We start from the raw sequence: 16,991 nt of genomic DNA on the forward strand, positions 1-16,991 counted from the left end.
CTTGCCGCCGCCGGGGGTGTTCACCTCGACCACGTCGCCGGTCTCCTTGCCGATCATGGCGCGAGCTAGGGGCGAGACGATGGAGATCTTGCCCTGCTTCACGTCCGCCTCGTGTTCGCCGACGATCTGGTAGCGGGCCTCCTCCTCGGTGTCCTCGTCGACGACCGAGACGGTGGCGCCGAACTTCACCTGGGAACCGCTCAGCTTGGAGACGTCGATGACCTGGGCGCGGGCCATCCTGTCCTCGATCTCGGCGATCTGGCCTTCGATCCAGCCTTGCCGCTCCTTGGCGGCGTGATACTCCGCATTTTCCGAGAGGTCGCCGTGCGAGCGCGCTTCGGCGATCGCAGCGATCACGGCGGGCCGCTCGACGGTCTTCAAACGCTTCAGTTCATCGTCGAGAGCTTGCCAGCCCTCGGCGGTCATCGGGACTTTTTCCATCGTGGATGAGGACTCGAATCCGCCCTTTTAGGAGTTCGTGCCGGCCGCGGGCGCAGGCGTCCGGGGGGATGGAGGGTAGATGCGGCGGCGCAAAAACTCAAGGGCGCGCCCTGATGGGACGCCTTCGCGGCCGCATGAACCCTGTGGGCGACAGCGATTTTCGGCGGCGGTCAGGCGCTTTCGGAGACGATCGCCCCCACCAACTCCTGCGCGTCGGGGGCTTCGTAGACGCCTTCGATGAAGTCGAACATCTCGGGCGTGACCCCGATGGCGAAGGTCTCGCCGCGAACCTCGTTGCGCTCCAGTACGCGGGTCCGGCGCACCTCCTGCGGGGCGGTGACGAAGTGGAACTGCAGCGGCAACTCCACCGCCTGGGCGATCTCGGCCACGCGGGCGCGGTCGGAACGGCGCATGAGGCCGAGGTCCAGCACCACGGAGGTCCCGGCGGCGATGACGCCGGCGGCGGTCGACCATATCTGAGCCTCGCAGCGCTCGACCCGCTCCATCATCCAGTCGAACTCGATGGGGTCGGGCATGTCGGCCGCGAACAGGCGCGCCATCCAGTCGTCGATGGCGAAGTGGACAGCCGGCTCGCGGCGCGCCAAGTCCTTGGCGTAGGTGGACTTGCCGGCCCCCGAGGGCCCGAAGATGACGTGCAGCGTAGCGGACATGGACGCCCCCTAGAGCATTTCCAAAGGTTCGGAAACGCCCCAAGGGGGCCGAGGCGCCTATTTCACCGAAAGGCCGCCGTCGATCACCAGTTCGGCGCCGGTGACATAGCGGCTCTCGTCGGAGGCCAGCCAGAGGACGCCGTTGGCGATGTCCTCGGGATAGCCCTTGACGCCGAGGGGCACGCCCTCGGCGCTCATGGCGTCCAGTGCCGCGCCGCGCGGGGGACGGGCGTTGTCGCCGACCTCGCCGGTGCCGACGATGGTGTCCCAGATGGGAGTTTCGATGATGCCTGGATGGACCGAGTTCACCCGCACGCCGTCTTTGGCGTTGGCGCATTCCATGGCCACGGCCTTGGTGAAGAGGCGCACTCCGCCCTTGGTCGCGCAATAGCCGGCGAGGATCGCCGAGCCTTTCAGCCCGGCCACCGACGACATGTTGATGATCGAGCCGCCGCCGTTCTCGCGCATCAGCGGGATCGAGTGCTTCACGCCCAGGAACACCCCGTCGAGATTGACCGCGGTCTGCTTCTGGAAGTCGGCCAGGGTCATGGTCAGGACCGAGCCGCCGATGCCGATGCCGGCGTTGTTGACCAGGACGTCCAAGCGGCCGTGCTGGGCCTTGATGGCGGCGATGACGTCGATCCAGGCCTGTTCGGAGGTGACGTCGTGATGCAGGTAGCTGGCCTTGGCGCCCATGGCTTCGATGGCGGCGACGGTTTCGGCGCCCTTTTCATCCTGCAGGTCGGTGACGACGATGACGGCGCCTTCCTGAGCCAGCCGTTCGGCGCATCCGCGGCCGATGCCGCTCGCCCCGCCTGTGACCAGCGCCACCTTGCCTTCGACCCGACCGGCCATGCCTTGCTCCCTGAGTGATCGATCTGAGTGATCGTTGTTTAGTTGAGCTTAGGCCTAGCTCAGGTCCGCGCCCGAAGCCAGCCTCCGCATTCGCAGGCTGACGCACGCGGGCGATATCGAGCAAGATTGAGTACGCACGAAACCCGGCCGTCGGCTGACGGGACCGGGAAGAGGGCGCAAGGGCCCTCATGGGCCAAGCACGCCGGACGATCACCGGAGGTGATCAGGCGGTAGCTTGGGGAGGCGTACGGCGGCCAGGCCGAGTTGGCCCTACAGGCCGCCGCACCCCGCGATAGCGTGGCGAGGGTCTACCAGGTGACCTTGCCGTTGGCGGTGAGAAGTCCGATCAGCATGGCTGCGCCCAGGGCGATGATCAGCCCCACGACGATAAGGTCTGTATACCCCTCGAAGCGCTCCAGCAGATGTCTGTCCTTGTGATGGTGGACCTCACCCTCGTGGTGTCCGGTTTGCATGGCGTTTCCCTTCGCACGCTGTTTCAGAGGACACGTCCTCCGCCACACCGCGACAGGCGCCCATGCGGGCCGACCGGCTGGTCATCAGGGGCCGCCGGAACGCGCCCACTACGCGCCTGCCGAAGCAAGGCGACGCTTTGAGGTTGCGCCCCGATTCCGGGGCGGTCAATCCGCAATTCTACCTAAGTGGTTCACAAACCTGAGTTTGCGAGGCGGTTTCAGGCCGGAAACACAACCGTTGGATGGTGCGAAGGGGCGGCGGCCGCCCCTCGCAGGACTCAGGCGTAGCTCTGCAACGGGCGCACGTCGAGCGTGTCCTCGACGGTCGCCGCGATGGCCTGGGCTGCCGCCAGGGCGCCAGCCGTGGTGGTGAAATACGGGGTCTTCATCATCAGGGCGGTGCGGCGAATCTCGAAGGAGTCGGCCAGGGACTGCTTGCCCTCGGTGGTGTTGAAGACGAGCTGTATCTCGCCGTTCTTCATGGCGTCGACGATATGAGGGCGGCCTTCCAGCACCTTCTTGACCTGTTCGACCTCCAGGCCCTGCTCGGCCAGGTAGCCGCCGGTGCCGGCGGTGGCGACGATCTTGAAGCCCTGGCCGATCAGCAGCCTGACCGGTTCCAGAATCCACGGTTTGTCGGCGTCCTTCACCGAGACGAACACCTTGCCGGCCTTGGGCAGCTTCACCCCGCCGCCGAGCTGGCTCTTGGCGAAGGCGCGCGCGAAGGCGGCGCCGGCCGTCTCGCCGGAGCGGATCCAGTCCAGGCCCATGACCTCGCCGGTCGAGCGCATTTCGGGCCCCAGCACCGTGTCGACGCCGGCGAAGCGGGCGAACGGGAAGACCGCCTCCTTCACCGCGATGTGGTCGTAGGGCTTCTCGGTCAGGTCGAAGCTGGCCAGCTTCTCGCCGGTCATCAGCTTGGCGGCGATGGAGGCCAGCGGCCGGCCGATGGTCTTGGCGACGAACGGCACCGTGCGGCTGGCGCGCGGATTCACCTCCAGAACGTAGATGCGCGGAGCGTCCGAGTGCGGCTCCTCGATCGCGAACTGCACGTTCATCAGGCCGCGCACCTCCAGGGCCTTGGCCATGGCCTCGGTCTGGCGCTTCAACTCGGCGATGGTCTCGGCCTTGAGCGAGAAGGGCGGCAGGGAGCAGGCGCTGTCGCCCGAGTGCACGCCGGCTTCCTCGATGTGCTCCATCACCCCGGCGACGAAGACCTGGCCGGCGTCGTCGCAGAGGGCGTCGACGTCCACCTCGGTGGCGCGGCTGAGGTACTGGTCGATCAGGACCGGGCTGTCACCCGACACCTGCACCGCAGTCTTGATGTAGCGGTCGAGCTGCTCGTCGTCGCGGACGATCTCCATGGCGCGGCCGCCCAGCACGTAAGAGGGGCGGATGACGACCGGATAGCCGACCTTGTGGGCGGCCTCGAACGCCTCCTCGCCCGAGCGGGCGATAGCGTTGACCGGCTGGGCGATCTTCAGCTTGTGCAGCAGTTGCTGGAAGCGCTCGCGGTCTTCGGCCAGGTCGATGGCGTCGGGGCTGGTGCCGAGGATCGGGATGCCGGCGTCCTCGAGCGGCTTGGCCAGCTTCAGCGGGGTCTGCCCGCCGAACTGGACGATGACGCCCAGCAGTTCGCCGCGCGCCTGTTCGACGGCGATCAGCTCCAGCACGTCCTCGGCCGTCAGCGGCTCGAAATAGAGGCGGTCGGAGGTGTCGTAGTCGGTCGAGACGGTCTCGGGGTTGCAGTTGACCATGATCGACTCGACGTCGAGGTCTTCCAGGGCGAAGGCCGCATGGCAGCAGCAATAGTCGAACTCGATGCCCTGGCCGATCCGGTTCGGGCCGCCGCCGAGGATGATCGCCTTCCTGCGCTCGCTCGGCTCGCTCTCGCACTCGGGGATCTGGCCAAGCGCGCCGGTCTCGTAGGTCGAGTACATGTAGGGCGTGGCGGCGCGGAACTCGCCGGCGCAGCTATCGATGCGCTTGAAGACCGGGCGAACGCCGTGGGCCCTGCGCTGCTCGCGCACCTCGGCCTCGGTGGTGTGGGTCAGCTTGGCCAGGCGCGCGTCGGAGAAGCCCATGGCCTTGAGGGCGCGGAACTCGGCGGCGGTGGCGGGCAGGCCCTTGTCGCGCACGCCGGCCTCGGCGGCGACCAGCGCCTCGATCTGGCGCAAGAACCACGGCTCGTAGAAGCAGGCTCCGTTGACCTCCTCGACCGACAGGCCGTGACGGAAGGCCTGGGCGATGACGCGCAGGCGGTCGGGGGTCGGATTGCCCAGGGCGCGGATCACCGCGGCGCGGCCGGTCTCCGGATCGTGGGCGCCCTCGATCTCGATCTCGTCGAGGCCGGTGAGGCCGGTCTCCAGGCCGCGCAGGGCCTTCTGCAGGCTTTCGGCGAAGGTGCGGCCGATGGCCATCACCTCGCCGACCGACTTCATGGCGGTGGTGAGATAGGGCTCCGAGCCCGGATACTTCTCGAAGGCGAAGCGGGGAATCTTGGTGACGACGTAGTCGATGCTGGGTTCGAACGAGGCCGGGGTGGCTCCGGTGATGTCGTTCATCAACTCGTCGAGCGTGTAGCCGACGGCCAGGCGCGCGGCGACCTTGGCGATCGGGAAGCCCGTGGCCTTGGAGGCCAGAGCCGAGGAACGCGACACCCGCGGGTTCATCTCGATGACCACCATGCGGCCGTCGGCGGGGTTCACGGCGAACTGCACGTTGGAGCCGCCGGTCTCGACGCCGATCTCGCGCAGCACGGCGATCGAGGCCGCCCGCATGCGCTGGTATTCCTTGTCGGTCAGGGTCAGCGCCGGGGCGACGGTGATGGAGTCGCCGGTGTGGACGCCCATCGGGTCGATGTTCTCGATGGAGCAGACGATGATGCAGTTGTCCGCCTTGTCGCGGACGACCTCCATCTCATACTCCTTCCAGCCGAGGACGCTTTCCTCGATCAGAACCTCGGTGGTCGGGGAGAGGTCGAGGCCGCGCTCGACGATCTCCTTGAATTCCTCGACGTTGTAGGCGACGCCGCCGCCGGTGCCGGCCAGGGTGAAGGACGGGCGGACGATCGCCGGCAGGCCGACGAACTCCAGGCCCTCCATGGCCTCGTCCATCGTGTGGGCGGCCTTGGAGCGGGGGCTCTCCAGGCCCAGCTTGTCCATGGCGTCGCGGAACTTCTGGCGGTCCTCGGCCTTGTCGATGACCTCGGCCTTCGCGCCGATCATCTCGACCCCGTACTTGGCCAGCGCGCCGGAAGCCTCCAGGGCCAGGGCGGTGTTCAGCGCGGTCTGGCCGCCCATGGTCGGCAGCAGGGCGTCGGGGCGCTCCTTGGCGATGATCTTTTCGACCATTTCCGGCGTGATCGGCTCGACATAGGTGGCGTCGGCCACGTCCGGGTCGGTCATGATCGTGGCCGGGTTCGAGTTGACCAGCACGATGCGGTAGCCCTCGGCGCGCAAGGCCTTGCAGGCCTGGACGCCCGAATAGTCGAACTCGCAGGCCTGTCCGATCACGATCGGCCCGGCGCCGATGATGAGGATCGAAGAGATGTCAGTGCGTTTCGGCATGTCTACTCGCGCGCAAGGGCGGTCGCACATTCCAGCGCGCCCGGTCCCGATCAAACTGCAGGTTAAGAGGGCCGTTTAGAGGGGGAGTCGCCCCTGCGCAAGCGGCGTGTGCCGCACACGAAAACGGGCCGGCGTTTCCGCCGGCCCGCAGCCGTTTCGATGCAAGGGTTTTGAGGCCCTTTGCGGAACTGCTTAGACCTGCAGGTTCCCGGCGGCCATCTTGCCGCTGCGACGATCCTGCTCGAGTTCGTAGGTGATCTTCTGACCTTCGTTGAGGCTGCGAAGCCCGGCGCGTTCAACCGCCGAGATGTGGACGAAGATGTCGGCGCCGCCGTCGTCCGGTTGAATGAAGCCGTAGCCCTTGGTTCCGTTGAACCATTTCACAGTGCCGGTAGCCATAAGAAGTGCCGTCCTTGGTAAGTCGTTCCGCAGCCCAAGCCGTTTGGGTTGCGCATCAAAGATCGGGGTGGGTCGGGGAGCAGGTTCGGAGCGCCGGAGAGATGGAGCGTCGAAAATCAGCCGAACCATACGAGTTTGACACTCGAACGGTATCGCGGTTCCGCTGGCTCCGCAAGGCGATCCGGAGGGAGGCGAGGGCCGCGCCGACGCGGCTTCTCGGCGTCCCTTTTCCTTTGCGGCCGGGGTTGAACTGCGGCAGCCTGAGGCCGTGCCCGCGACCGCCGCAGACCCGCTTGCCGACCTGATGGCGCGTATCGCCTCCGGTGATCGCGCCGCCTTGCGAGGGCTCTATCAAGCGACCTCGGCGAAGCTTTTCGGCGTCTGCCTTCGTATCCTCTCCGACCGCGACGAGAGCGAAGACGTGCTGCAGGAGGTCTATCTGACGATCTGGCGACGGGCCGACCGCTTCGAGGCGAGCCGGGCCAGCGTCATGGCGTGGATCTCGACCATCGCCCGCAACCGCGCCATCGACCGGTTGCGCGCCCGGGGGCCGCTGGCCTTCGCCGAACCGGTTGAGGACATGGAAATCGAAGACGGCGCGCCCCGGGCCGATGCGCTGGTGGCGGCCGCCCAGGACGGCGCGGCGCTGAGCCGCTGCCTGTCGGAACTGGACGAGCGCGCCGCCGCGGTGATCCGCACGGCCTTCTATGAGGGCGTCACCTACGAGGCGCTGGCCCACCGGTTGGGCGCGCCGCTGGGGACGGTGAAGAGCTGGGTTCGCCGGGGCCTCCTGAAGCTGAGGGCGTGTCTGGAACGATGAGCGACCTTGGACCCGAGCCCCCGGGTGACGAAGCCCTGGCGGCGGAACATGCGCTGGGCGTGCTGACCGCGCGCGAGCGCGCCGTCGCCGAGGCGAGGATGGCGCGCGACCCGTCCTTCGCCGCCGAGGTGGATGCGTGGCGGCTGCGCCTGGCGCCGCTGGCCGAAGAGGTCGAGGCGGTCCCGCCGCCGGCCGGGTTGTGGGCGCGGATCGAGCGCAGGCTGGCCGCCAACGACAACGCCGCAGGGATGCGGCGCCGGCTGCGCTTCTGGCGGACGGCGAGCCTGGCCGGCGTGGCGATGAGCGCGGCTTGCATGGCGGGCCTGATCTTCATGGCCTCGCATCCGCCGCAGGTGATCGTCCAGCGTCCGCCGATGGCGCCGATGATGAATGCGCGGCTGATGGGCGCCAGCGGCCAGCCGCTGTTCCTGGCCGCCTACGATCCGGAGCGGAAGGCGATCCTGGTCGCCGCCCTGACCGAGCCCCGGATCGATCCCGATCACAGTCACGAACTCTGGCTGATCCCCGCTGACGGCAAGCCGCGTTCGCTCGGCATGATCGATTCCGAAACGCCCCAGGCGATGCCGATGTCCGAGCCGATGGCGCAGATGACGGTGGAGGGCGCCTCGTTGGCGGTCTCCATCGAACCCCGTGGCGGATCGAAATCGGCCGGGCCCTCGGGACCGGTCGCCGCCATCGGCCGGCTGGCGCGGCTATAGGCGGAGCCTGCGCCCATCGAACCGCAGTTCCTTACCGCCAGCGAACCACCTAAAGCTGTGACACGAAGCGTTCAGAGGGCCTGTTCATGAAATCGCTGCTTCTCGCCGCCGTCGGCGCGGCCTGTGTTCTTGCGGGCGCCGGCGTGGCCCGCGCCGCGCCGTTGCCTGCCGACGGGATGACCGTGAAGGAAGTCCAGACCTGGCTGCTGGACAGCGGCTACAAGGCCGAGAAAGCCAGGGAGGACGGCGAGGACTATCTGCGCAGCGCCGCCGACGGGGTGAATTTCGAAATCCACCTCTATGATTGCAAGAAGGATCGTTGCGCCTCGATCCAGATGATCGCCGGCTTCAATCTGGACGAGAAGCTGACCCTGCAGAAGGCCAACGACTGGAACACCAACAAGCGCTTCGTCGACTGCTTCCTCGACGAGGAGGGCGACCCCTGGTTCACCTACGACATCAACCTGAGCCCCGGCGGCACCCGCGAGGCCCTGGACGACAATTTCGGCGTCTGGCTGATGTTCCTGCCGGACATGAAGGAAATGGCCGGCTGGAAGTAGGCCGCTACTTCCGCGCCGCGTCCATGTAGCCGGCGAACCGCTCGAACAGGTAGAGCGAGTCCGTCGGTCCGGGCGAAGCCTCCGGGTGGTGCTGGACCGAGAACACCGGCTTGTCCTTCACCGCGATGCCGGCGTTGGTGCCGTCGAACAGCGAGACGTGGGTCTCGACCACCGCATCGGGCAGGCTGTCGCGGTCGACGGTGAAGCCGTGGTTCATCGAGACGATCTCCACCTTGCCGGTGGTGACGTCCTTGACCGGATGGTTCGCGCCGTGGTGGCCCTGGTCCATCTTCATGGTCTTGGCGCCCAGGGCGAGGGCCATCATCTGGTGGCCCAGGCAGATGCCGAACACCGGCGTGCCGCTGGCGACCAGCTTCTGGATCTCGGGCACCGCATATTCGCCGGTGGCGGCCGGATCGCCCGGCCCGTTGGACAGCAGCACCCCGTCCGGCTTGCGGGCCAGCACCTCCTCGGCGCTGGTCTTGGCCGGCACCACCGTCACGCGGGCGCCGATCGAGGTGAGGGCGCGCAGGATGTTGCGCTTGACGCCATAGTCGAGGACCACGACCTCGTACTTGGGCTGGGCGGCCGGCTTCTCATAGCCCTCCGGCCAGTTCCAGAGGCCTTCGTCATAGACGAAGGGCTGCAGGCACGAGGCGTCCTTGGCCAGGTCCGCGCCTTCGAGGCCGGCCCAGGATTTGGCCTTTTCCAGCAGGGCGGGAATGTCGAACTTGCCGTCGGGCGAATGGGCGATGACGCCGTGCGGCATGCCGTTCTCGCGGATCGCGCGGGTGAGGGCCCGAGTGTCGACGCCGGCGATGCCGATGACGCCGCGCCGCTTCATCCAGGCGTCGAGGTCGCCGTCGGAGCGCCAGTTGGCCGGGGCGGTCGGAACGTCGCGGAAGATCGCGCCGCGCGCCGCAGTCTCAGCCGAGCCCGACATCTGCTCGATGTCCTGCACGTTCACCCCCACATTGCCCATGTGCGGGAAGGTGAAGGCGACGATCTGGGACATGTAGGACGGGTCGGTCAGGATTTCCTGATAGCCGGTCATGGCGGTGTTGAAGCACACCTCGCCGACCGCATCGCCGGTCGCGCCGACGCCGATCCCCTGCAGGACGGTCCCGTCCGCCAGCACCAGGACGCCGGTGACGCCAGGGAGGAGTTCGGTGGTCATCGTTCAGGCTCCTTCGGTTGGCGCATGCTCTTACACCCGAAGCCTGGGCCCGAGTGCAAAATCCTGTCCGCTTTTCGGCAAACGGCGGCGTAGGTAATGAGTCCCGACCGGCGGGTCAATGCGTCGGCTGGTGGGGCTCGCTTTTCCAGCGTCAGCGGTTATTCCAGCGGCCATGAGCATCACCACGGTCGGCCTCGACGCCGACGACACGCTTTGGCACAACGAAACCATATTCCGCCTGACGCATGACCGGTTCTCGGAACTGTTGTCCGACGTCGCCGACAAGGACGTGCTGGAGCAGCGTCTGGCCGAGGTCGAGAAGCGCAACCTGCGACTCTATGGCTATGGGGTGAAGGGGTTCACCCTCTCGATGATCGAGACCGCCATGGAACTGACCGGCGGCGAGGCGCCCAGCCGGGTGATCCGCGAAATCCTGGCGGTCGGCCGCGAGATGCTGACCGAGCCGGTCGAGCCGCTGCCGGGGGTGGACGACACCCTGGCGGCGCTTTCGCAGCGCTATCGCCTGCTGCTGATCACCAAGGGCGACCTGCTGCATCAGGAGCAGAAGCTGGCCGCCTCGGGCCTGGGCGACCTGTTCGCCGCGGTCGAGATCGTCAGCGAAAAGGACGCCTCGACCTACGCTCGCGTCTTTTCCCGTCACGGCACCGGGGCGGAGGAGGCGGTGATGTGTGGCAATTCCATGCGCTCGGACATCCTGCCGGCCATCGAGGCCGGGGCCTACGGCGCCCATGTGCCCTATCCGCTGACCTGGGCGCATGAAATGGCCGATGCGCCCGAGGGCCACCCACGCTTCGTCGAACTGGCCTCGATCCGCGATCTGCCGGACTGGATCGCGAACCTGGGCTGACTTTTTCGGCGGCGGATGTCACAGACGCCGCGCCCGGACCGTCCTGCCTCCAGATGGTCCGGAGAAAGCCTATGTCGCGCATCCTCGCCGCCGCTATGGCCCTGGTGCTCGCGCTCAACGCGCTGGCCATGTTGTTTGCGTCCTTCTGGTGGTACGGCGCCGTACCCGGCGTGCCGGCCACGGGCCCCTACAATCCGCATTTCGTCAGGGACATCGGCGCAGCCTATCTGGTCGCGGCCGTCGGCCTGGGCTGGTTCGCAGCCCGGCCCGTGCAGGGCTGGCCCGCCCTTGCCGCGGGTGCGGCGTTCCTGGGGCTGCACGCCGGGGTTCACGTCTTCGACGCCAGTTGTTCGGCCGACCCGCTCGCCAATGCGATCCGCGACCTGCCGGGGGTCTACGCCCCGGCCCTGCTCGCCGCGGTCATCGCCATCCTCTCCCGTCCGAAAGCCTGAGAGACGCCCATGCTGAAAGCCATTCTCGCCCGTCAGATCGATCGCTTCGAGCGCCTTTGGGGCTATGACGCCGGCTATATGCGCCAGCTTTTGGCGGCCAGCCCCGGCAGCTTCATCCGCTTCAGCCTGGTTTCCGGCATGGTCGACGCAAAAGCCGCGCCAGCCGAGGCGATCGCGGCGGCCAAGCTGGTCGGAACCCTGGCCGAGGACTGCGGCCCCTGCACCCAGATCGTGGTCGACATGGCCGAGGCTCAGGGCGTCTCCCCGCAGGTTCTGCGCGCCCTGCTGGCCGGGGAGGAGGCGGCGATGGGCGCTGATGCGGGGCTGGCCTGGCGGTTCGCACGGGCGAGCCTGGCCCGCGACATGGAGACCGCCGATCCGCTGCGTGACGAGATCGTGGCGCGGTGGGGCGGGGCCGGACTGAACGCCATCGGCCTAGCGCTCACCACCGGGCGCATGTACCCCACGCTGAAATACGCCCTGGGCCACGGCAAGGCCTGCTCCAGGGTCGTAGTCGAGGGCGTCGCCGCCCCGGTGGCCCGCGCCCCGTTGGCCGCGTAAGACTGGGCGCCATGACCGCAGACGTCGACGCCTTCGAGGCCGAGCGACCGCGCCTGGTCCGGTTGGCTTACCGCATGCTCGGCTCGGTGGCCGAGGCCGAGGACGTGGTGCAGGACGCCTGGCTGCGCTGGACGCGGACGGACGAGGACGTGCGCGATCCGGCCGGCTGGCTGGTGCGTGCGGTGAGCCGGCTCTGCATCGACCGCCTGCGCTCGGCCAAGGTCCAGCGCGAGGCCTATCGTGGCCCCTGGCTGCCCGAACCGCTGATCGAGGAACTGAGCGTCGATCCGCTGGAGCGTGCCGAGGACGTCTCGGTGGCCTTTCTGCTGGCGTTGCAGCGGCTCTCGCCGCTGGAGCGGGCGGTGTTCCTGCTGCATGACGTGTTCGACGAGGACTACGGCGCCATCGCCGAGACCTTGGGACGCAATGAGGCGGCCGTGCGCCAACTGGCCGTCCGGGCCCGCGCCCACGTCAGGGCCAACCGGCCGCGCTTCACGGTCAGCGAGGCGGAGGCCGCCAGGCTGGCCGCCGCCTTCGTGGCCGCGGCCGCCCAGGGCGACATGGCGGCGCTGTCGGCGGTGCTGGTGCAGGACGCGGTGATGGTGACCGACGGCGGCGGCAAGCGCGTTGCGTCCTTGCGCCCACTGATCGGACGCGAGGACATCTTGCGGCTGCTGGAGGGCCTCTCCTGGCGCTCTGGCGGCGCGGCGCTCTGGCCGCTCCGCTTCCGGGCCGTGCGGATCAACGGTTATCCGGGCGTGATCATGGAGCGTGAGGACGGGCCGATGACCCTCGCCTTCCAGCCGGGAGAGGACGGCCGTCTGGCCGCCATCTACATGGTGCGCAATCCCGACAAGCTGACCCGGCTGCCGGCGATCTAGCGCGGCTTCCTCTTCGGAAACAGATGCAGCGCCGCGGCGATGGCGCCGCCGACCGCCATGCCGACAACGGCGGAGGCGAGCGCCATGGCGGTCCAGCCGGTGATCGCGCCGACGCCCGGCGCCTTGCCGGCCCAGTGCGAGAAGGCCTCGGCCCAATGCGGGATCGGGGTCAGGCCGAAGTGCTCCAGTCCGTGGACGATGATGCCGCCGCCGACCCACAGCATGGCCGCGGTGCCGATGGTGGTCAGCCAGTCCATCACCACCGGCATGGCGCGCACCATGAGGCGGCCCAGCGCCCGGCCGCCCGAGGTCCTGGCCTTGGCCAGGTGCAGGCCGATGTCGTCCATCTTCACGATCAGGCCGACGACGCCATAGACCCCCGCGGTGATGCCTATGCCGACCAGCACCAGGGCGCCTGCCTGCACGGCCAGCGGCCGATCGGCGACCGTAGCCAGGGAGATGGCCATGATCTCGCCCGACAGGATGAAATCGGTGCGGATCGCCCCGTCGACCTTCTGCTTCTCCAGCTCCTTGGCGCTGAGGGCCAGTTCGTGCGGTTCGTCGGTCTCGTCATGGCCGCTGACGGCCTCGATGATCTTCTCGGCCGCCTCGAAGCAGAGGTAGGAGCCGCCGAGCATCAGCAGCGGCGTGATCCCCCAGGGGGCGAAGGCGCTGAGCAGCAGCGCGCCCGGCAGCAGGAAGACGAGCTTGTTGCGCAGCGAGCCGATGGCGATCTTCATCACGATCGGCAGTTCGCGGTCGGGGGTGAAGCCCATGGCGTAGCCTGGAGTCACCGCAGTATCGTCGACCACCACGCCGGCGGCCTTGGAGCCCGCCTTGCCGGCCGCGCCGGCCACGTCGTCGATGGAGGCCGCCGCGATCTTGGCGATGCCGGCGACATCGTCGAGCAGAGCAAAAAGCCCTGAAGCCATCGAACTCTCCGTTCCCGAACCTCGCGCGTCGGTAGGGGCTGGGCCGGCTTGCGTAAAGCGCGATTGTCGCGCTTCGCCCGCACCTCGCCTATGATGAAGCGTGCGCGTCGACGAACATTTCCTGGACGAGATCAAATCCCGCCTCCGCCCCTCCGACGTGATCGGGCGGACGGTGAAGCTACGCAAGCAGGGGCGGGAGTATGTCGGCCTGTCGCCCTTCAACAAGGAAAAGACGCCTTCGTTCTATGTGAACGACGAGAAGGGCCAGTTCTTCGACTTCTCGTCGGGCAAGAACGGCGACCTGATCACCTTCCTGCAGGAGACCGAGCGGCTGACCTTCATGGAGGCGGTGGAGCGGCTGGCGGCCGAGGCTGGCCTGCCCATGCCGGCGCCCGATCCGCAGTCGGCCGCCCAGGAGCGCCAGCGCCAGGGCCTGTCCGACTGGATGGAGGCGGCCGCCCAGTGGTTCGAAGGGGCGCTGCGCCGGCCGGAGGGCAGAGAGGCGCGCGCCTATCTGGAACGGCGCGGCCTGCCTGAAGGCGAATGGGCGCGGTTCCGGCTGGGCTTTTCGCCATCCGGGCGCACGGCGCTGAAGGACTACCTGATCACCAAGGGGGCCAGGCCGGGCGAACTGATCGAGGCCGGCCTGCTGATCGCGCCGGAGGAGGGGGGCTCCCCCTATGACCGCTTCCGCGACCGCATCATCTTCCCCATCGCCGACCATCGCGGGCGCATCCTGTCGTTCGGCGGCAGGGCGATGGACCCGCAGGCCCGCGCCAAGTACCTGAACGGCCCGGAGAGTCCGCTTTTCCACAAGGGCCGCACGCTCTATGGCGCGGGCGAGGCGCGCAAGATCCTGGGCGCGGCGCCGAGCGGGGAAAATCCGCCGCTGGTGGTGGTCGAGGGCTATATGGACGCCATCGCCTGCCAGAGGGCGGGGGTCGCGGCGGTGGCGCCCCTGGGCACGGCCCTGACCGAAGACCAGATGGAGATGCTCTGGCGGCTGCATCCGGAGCCGACGCTCTGTTTCGACGGCGACCGGGCCGGGCGGCAGGCGGCTTCGCGCGCCATCGACCGGGCGCTGCCGCTGCTCAAGCCGGGCAAGAGCTTCCGATTCGCCCTGGTGGAGGGCGGCAAGGACCCGGATGAGGTCTTGCGCGAGCAGGGGGCCGCCGCGCTCCGCGCTCAGTTGTCGCAGACAACGCCGTTCGTCGAAGCGCTGTTCACCCGCGAGCACGATCTGGAGCCGCTGGATACGCCCGAGCGGAGGGCCGGCTTCAAGAGCCGCCTGCGCCACGCAGCCGCCTCGATCGCCGACAAGGATTTGCAACAGGCCTACAAGGAGGCCTTGCTGGAGCGCTTCGACGCCAGCGGCCCGCAGCCGCGATCGGCCAATGGCGCTGTCGGCCGCTTCGAGCGGGGAAGTCGTGGTGGATCAAGGGGTTGGCGTGGTGCGGGCCGGGACTGGATCGACCCGGCGCCCACCGAGGCCGGGCGTGCGGCGGCCCGACGTTTGGCCCAGTCGCTGGACCCGTTCGCCGCCGCTCTGGTCAAATATGCGCTGGCCGAGCCGGGCGTGCTGGACGAGCATCTGGAGAACGCGTTTCTCTCCAAGGGCTTCGCCGATCCGGCGCTGGAGCCCTTGACGGCGGAGATCATCCGTTTCCGTTTGGACGCCGATCATCTTGACACCGCGACTCTCGCGCGCCATCTGGCGTCTTGCGGGTTTAATGCGCTGTTGACAGACATCGACCGGGCCGCTGCGAAATCGGGCGCGCCCATCCTGAAACCGGATGTCTCCCTCGAAGTCGCTAAATCCCAGTGGTCGCAAGCTTTCGCGAGCCTTTCGAGGCTGGCGGCGCTCGACGAGGCTATCGCGTCCGCAAAGGGAAACCTTAGCGGTCGATCCGATATGGAAGCACTCGAGCGTCTGAAAGGCGAACGCGACACACTGAAACGCGCGATCAGAACGGGAACGATTTGGGCGGAAGAAGGGTCGTAGAGGAATACGACCGTCTTGCCGCTATTGAAGCATCTTCGGCGTTGTCCTCGTGAGAGGGACTTCGCCGAAATCCGGAGACCTAGATGAGCACCAACACGGCTGAAGCGGAAACCACGGAAACGACCGGCGGCGACGGCCCGCTGCTCGACCTCACCGACGCCGGCGTAAAGAAGTTCATCAAGCAGGCGAAAGCCCGCGGCTACGTCACCATGGACGAGTTGAACAAGGTGCTGCCATCGGAGGAAGTGACCTCCGAGGCCATCGAAGACACCTTGGCCATGCTGTCGGAAATGGGCGTCAACGTCGTCGAGGCCGAAGAGGACGCCGAGGGCGGCGAGGTCGCGGTCCGCGAGGAGACCGCGGTGGTCGAGACGGCCAAGGAGCCGGCCTACGACCGCACCGACGACCCGGTGCGCATGTATCTGCGCGAAATGGGTTCGGTGGAGCTGCTGTCGCGCGAGGGCGAGATCGCCATCGCCAAGCGCATCGAGGCCGGCCGCGACACCATGATCCGCGGCCTGTGCGAAAGCGCGCTGACCTTCGAGGCCATCATGGTGTGGCGCGAGGAGCTTGGCTCTGGCCGTATCCTGCTGCGCGAGGTCATCGACCTTGAACAGACCTATGGCGGCGCCAACGCCGCGGCCGCCGAGATGGGCGGCGGCGAGGCCGAGTCCGAAGAGGAAGAGACCGCCGAGGACGGCGAAGCCGCGGCCAAGGCCGAGGGCGATGACGACGACGATTTCGATGACGGCGCCGGCCCGACCATCAGCGCCATGGAAGGCGAGCTGCGCGAAGGGGTCATGGCGACCCTCGACGCGATCGCCGCCGAGTTCGATGCTTTCCGCGCCCTGCAGGAAAAGCTGGTCGGCAAGCGGCTAAAAGGCGAGGACCTCTCGGACGACGACCGCAAGGCCTACACCACCGCCTCGCTGACCATCGTCCAGCACCTGAAGACGCTGAAGCTGAACAACAACCGCATCGAGGCGCTGGTCGAACAGCTCTATGCGATCAACAAGCGCCTGATGGGCCTGGAAGGGCGGCTGCTGCGCCTGGCCGACAGCTACGGCATCTCGCGCAGCGAGTTCCTCAAGGCCTATTTCGGCCAGGAGCTGTCGCCGAACTGGACCGACCAGGTGAAGCCGCTGGGCGTGCGCTGGACCAAGTTCGTGGAGAACGACGCCAGCCAGATCGGCGACATCCGCCACGAGATCGCCGCCCTGGCCACCGAGACCGGCGTGCCAATCGACGACTATCGACGCATCGTCCAGACCGTGCAGAAGGGCGAGCGCGAGGCGCGCCAAGCCAAGAAGGAAATGGTCGAGGCCAATCTGCGCCTGGTGATCTCGATTGCCAAGAAGTACACGAACCGCGGCCTGCAATTCCTTGATCTCATTCAGGAAGGCAACATCGGCCTGATGAAGGCGGTCGACAAGTTCGAGTATCGCCGCGGCTACAAGTTCTCGACCTATGCGACCTGGTGGATCCGTCAGGCGATCACCCGCTCGATCGCCGACCAGGCGCGGACCATCCGTATCCCGGTGCACATGATCGAGACGATCAACAAGATCGTCCGCACCAGCCGCCAGATGCTGCACGAGATCGGCCGCGAGC

The 16,991-nt window shown here is 67.7% G+C and carries 17 protein-coding genes; 9 read left to right on the forward strand and 8 right to left on the reverse strand.

Translation table 11 applies throughout. The features are described 5' to 3' along the window. From greA to ACE3TL_RS12935, 6 genes are all read right to left on the reverse strand, one after another. Window positions 1-441 (reverse strand): transcription elongation factor GreA (gene greA / locus ACE3TL_RS12910; RefSeq protein ID WP_374579092.1); only part of this gene is annotated, 441 nt, incomplete at its 3' end. 170 nt (window positions 442-611) lie between these two features. Further along, window positions 612-1,112: an AAA family ATPase gene (locus tag ACE3TL_RS12915; RefSeq protein ID WP_374579093.1), complete on the reverse strand. Its 501-nt coding sequence runs from the start codon at window positions 1,110-1,112 to the stop codon at window positions 612-614. Window positions 1,113-1,169: 57 nt separating this feature from the next. Further along, on the reverse strand, window positions 1,170-1,967 hold the full coding sequence (locus ACE3TL_RS12920) for an SDR family NAD(P)-dependent oxidoreductase (RefSeq protein WP_374579094.1): 798 nt from the start codon (window positions 1,965-1,967) through the stop codon (window positions 1,170-1,172). Window positions 1,968-2,275: 308 nt separating this feature from the next. Continuing rightward, window positions 2,276-2,440: a hypothetical protein gene (locus ACE3TL_RS12925; protein WP_374579095.1), complete on the reverse strand. Its 165-nt coding sequence runs from the start codon at window positions 2,438-2,440 to the stop codon at window positions 2,276-2,278. A 278-nt stretch (window positions 2,441-2,718) separates the two neighbouring features. Further along, complete coding sequence (gene carB, locus ACE3TL_RS12930) at window positions 2,719-6,009, reverse strand: carbamoyl-phosphate synthase large subunit (protein ID WP_374579096.1); 3,291 nt, start codon at window positions 6,007-6,009, stop codon at window positions 2,719-2,721. Between the two features lie 192 nt (window positions 6,010-6,201). Beyond that, window positions 6,202-6,408 carry a cold-shock protein gene (locus ACE3TL_RS12935; protein ID WP_183774102.1) on the reverse strand — a complete coding sequence of 69 codons (207 nt, stop codon included), beginning with the start codon at window positions 6,406-6,408 and terminating at the stop codon, window positions 6,202-6,204. A gap of 268 nt (window positions 6,409-6,676) precedes the next feature. Here ACE3TL_RS12935 and ACE3TL_RS12940 point away from each other — a divergent pair, with 268 nt between their 5' ends. The 3 genes from ACE3TL_RS12940 (at window position 6,677) to ACE3TL_RS12950 (ending at window position 8,507) form a co-directional block, all read left to right on the forward strand. Further along, entirely contained in the window at window positions 6,677-7,228 is a 552-nt protein-coding gene (locus tag ACE3TL_RS12940; protein WP_374579097.1) for a sigma-70 family RNA polymerase sigma factor, read from the forward strand. Further along, window positions 7,225-7,947 (forward strand): anti-sigma factor domain-containing protein, encoded by a 723-nt coding sequence (locus tag ACE3TL_RS12945; RefSeq protein ID WP_374579098.1) that lies wholly within the window; start codon window positions 7,225-7,227, stop codon window positions 7,945-7,947. The genes ACE3TL_RS12940 and ACE3TL_RS12945 overlap by 4 nt, the downstream gene beginning before the upstream one ends. Window positions 7,948-8,033: 86 nt before the next feature. After that, complete coding sequence (locus ACE3TL_RS12950) at window positions 8,034-8,507, forward strand: YbjN domain-containing protein (RefSeq protein WP_374579099.1); 474 nt, start codon at window positions 8,034-8,036, stop codon at window positions 8,505-8,507. Window positions 8,508-8,511: 4 nt separating this feature from the next. Here the strand turns inward: ACE3TL_RS12950 and carA are convergent, their stop codons facing one another. Continuing rightward, window positions 8,512-9,684: a glutamine-hydrolyzing carbamoyl-phosphate synthase small subunit gene (carA, locus tag ACE3TL_RS12955; RefSeq protein WP_374579100.1), complete on the reverse strand. Its 1,173-nt coding sequence runs from the start codon at window positions 9,682-9,684 to the stop codon at window positions 8,512-8,514. Between the two features lie 172 nt (window positions 9,685-9,856). Here carA and ACE3TL_RS12960 point away from each other — a divergent pair, with 172 nt between their 5' ends. The 4 genes from ACE3TL_RS12960 to sigJ all read left to right on the forward strand — a co-directional run bounded on the left by ACE3TL_RS12960 (window position 9,857) and on the right by sigJ (window position 12,446). Further along, window positions 9,857-10,552 carry an HAD family hydrolase gene (locus tag ACE3TL_RS12960; protein WP_374579101.1) on the forward strand — a complete coding sequence of 232 codons (696 nt, stop codon included), beginning with the start codon at window positions 9,857-9,859 and terminating at the stop codon, window positions 10,550-10,552. A 71-nt stretch (window positions 10,553-10,623) separates the two neighbouring features. Continuing rightward, a complete protein-coding gene (locus tag ACE3TL_RS12965; RefSeq protein ID WP_374579102.1) occupies window positions 10,624-11,004 on the forward strand; it encodes a hypothetical protein in 381 nt (126 codons plus the stop codon). Window positions 11,005-11,013: 9 nt separating this feature from the next. After that, window positions 11,014-11,565, forward strand: a complete 552-nt coding sequence (locus ACE3TL_RS12970) for a hypothetical protein (protein WP_374579103.1) — start codon at window positions 11,014-11,016, stop codon at window positions 11,563-11,565. 11 nt (window positions 11,566-11,576) lie between these two features. Further along, window positions 11,577-12,446, forward strand: a complete 870-nt coding sequence (sigJ, locus tag ACE3TL_RS12975) for an RNA polymerase sigma factor SigJ (RefSeq protein ID WP_374579104.1) — start codon at window positions 11,577-11,579, stop codon at window positions 12,444-12,446. Here the strand turns inward: sigJ and ACE3TL_RS12980 are convergent. Then, window positions 12,443-13,378, reverse strand: a complete 936-nt coding sequence (locus ACE3TL_RS12980) for a DUF808 domain-containing protein (protein ID WP_374579105.1) — start codon at window positions 13,376-13,378, stop codon at window positions 12,443-12,445. The two genes, sigJ and ACE3TL_RS12980, sit on opposite strands and share 4 nt — an antisense overlap. 100 nt (window positions 13,379-13,478) lie before the next feature. Here ACE3TL_RS12980 and dnaG point away from each other — a divergent pair, with 100 nt between their 5' ends. Both dnaG and rpoD read left to right on the forward strand, forming a co-directional pair. Beyond that, window positions 13,479-15,380 (forward strand): DNA primase, encoded by a 1,902-nt coding sequence (dnaG, locus tag ACE3TL_RS12985; RefSeq protein ID WP_374579106.1) that lies wholly within the window; start codon window positions 13,479-13,481, stop codon window positions 15,378-15,380. 83 nt (window positions 15,381-15,463) lie between these two features. Then, window positions 15,464-16,991 (forward strand): RNA polymerase sigma factor RpoD (rpoD, locus tag ACE3TL_RS12990; protein ID WP_374579107.1); only part of this gene is annotated, 1,528 nt, incomplete at its 3' end.

The sequence above is a fragment of the Phenylobacterium sp. genome (assembly GCF_041920015.1).
Taxonomy (GTDB): domain Bacteria; phylum Pseudomonadota; class Alphaproteobacteria; order Caulobacterales; family Caulobacteraceae; genus Phenylobacterium.

Coding starts and splice junctions, on each gene's coding strand:
- carB (WP_374579096.1), bottom strand. CDS start 6,009: ATGCCGAAACGCACTGACATCTCTTCGATCCTCATCATCGGCGCCGGG.
- ACE3TL_RS12965 (WP_374579102.1), top strand. CDS start 10,624: ATGTCGCGCATCCTCGCCGCCGCTATGGCCCTGGTGCTCGCGCTCAAC.
- ACE3TL_RS12960 (WP_374579101.1), top strand. CDS start 9,857: ATGAGCATCACCACGGTCGGCCTCGACGCCGACGACACGCTTTGGCAC.
- ACE3TL_RS12935 (WP_183774102.1), bottom strand. CDS start 6,408: ATGGCTACCGGCACTGTGAAATGGTTCAACGGAACCAAGGGCTACGGC.
- ACE3TL_RS12980 (WP_374579105.1), bottom strand. CDS start 13,378: ATGGCTTCAGGGCTTTTTGCTCTGCTCGACGATGTCGCCGGCATCGCC.
- ACE3TL_RS12925 (WP_374579095.1), bottom strand. CDS start 2,440: ATGCAAACCGGACACCACGAGGGTGAGGTCCACCATCACAAGGACAGA.
- carA (WP_374579100.1), bottom strand. CDS start 9,684: ATGACCACCGAACTCCTCCCTGGCGTCACCGGCGTCCTGGTGCTGGCG.
- ACE3TL_RS12945 (WP_374579098.1), top strand. CDS start 7,225: ATGAGCGACCTTGGACCCGAGCCCCCGGGTGACGAAGCCCTGGCGGCG.
- ACE3TL_RS12950 (WP_374579099.1), top strand. CDS start 8,034: ATGAAATCGCTGCTTCTCGCCGCCGTCGGCGCGGCCTGTGTTCTTGCG.
- sigJ (WP_374579104.1), top strand. CDS start 11,577: ATGACCGCAGACGTCGACGCCTTCGAGGCCGAGCGACCGCGCCTGGTC.
- ACE3TL_RS12915 (WP_374579093.1), bottom strand. CDS start 1,112: ATGTCCGCTACGCTGCACGTCATCTTCGGGCCCTCGGGGGCCGGCAAG.
- ACE3TL_RS12970 (WP_374579103.1), top strand. CDS start 11,014: ATGCTGAAAGCCATTCTCGCCCGTCAGATCGATCGCTTCGAGCGCCTT.
- ACE3TL_RS12920 (WP_374579094.1), bottom strand. CDS start 1,967: ATGGCCGGTCGGGTCGAAGGCAAGGTGGCGCTGGTCACAGGCGGGGCG.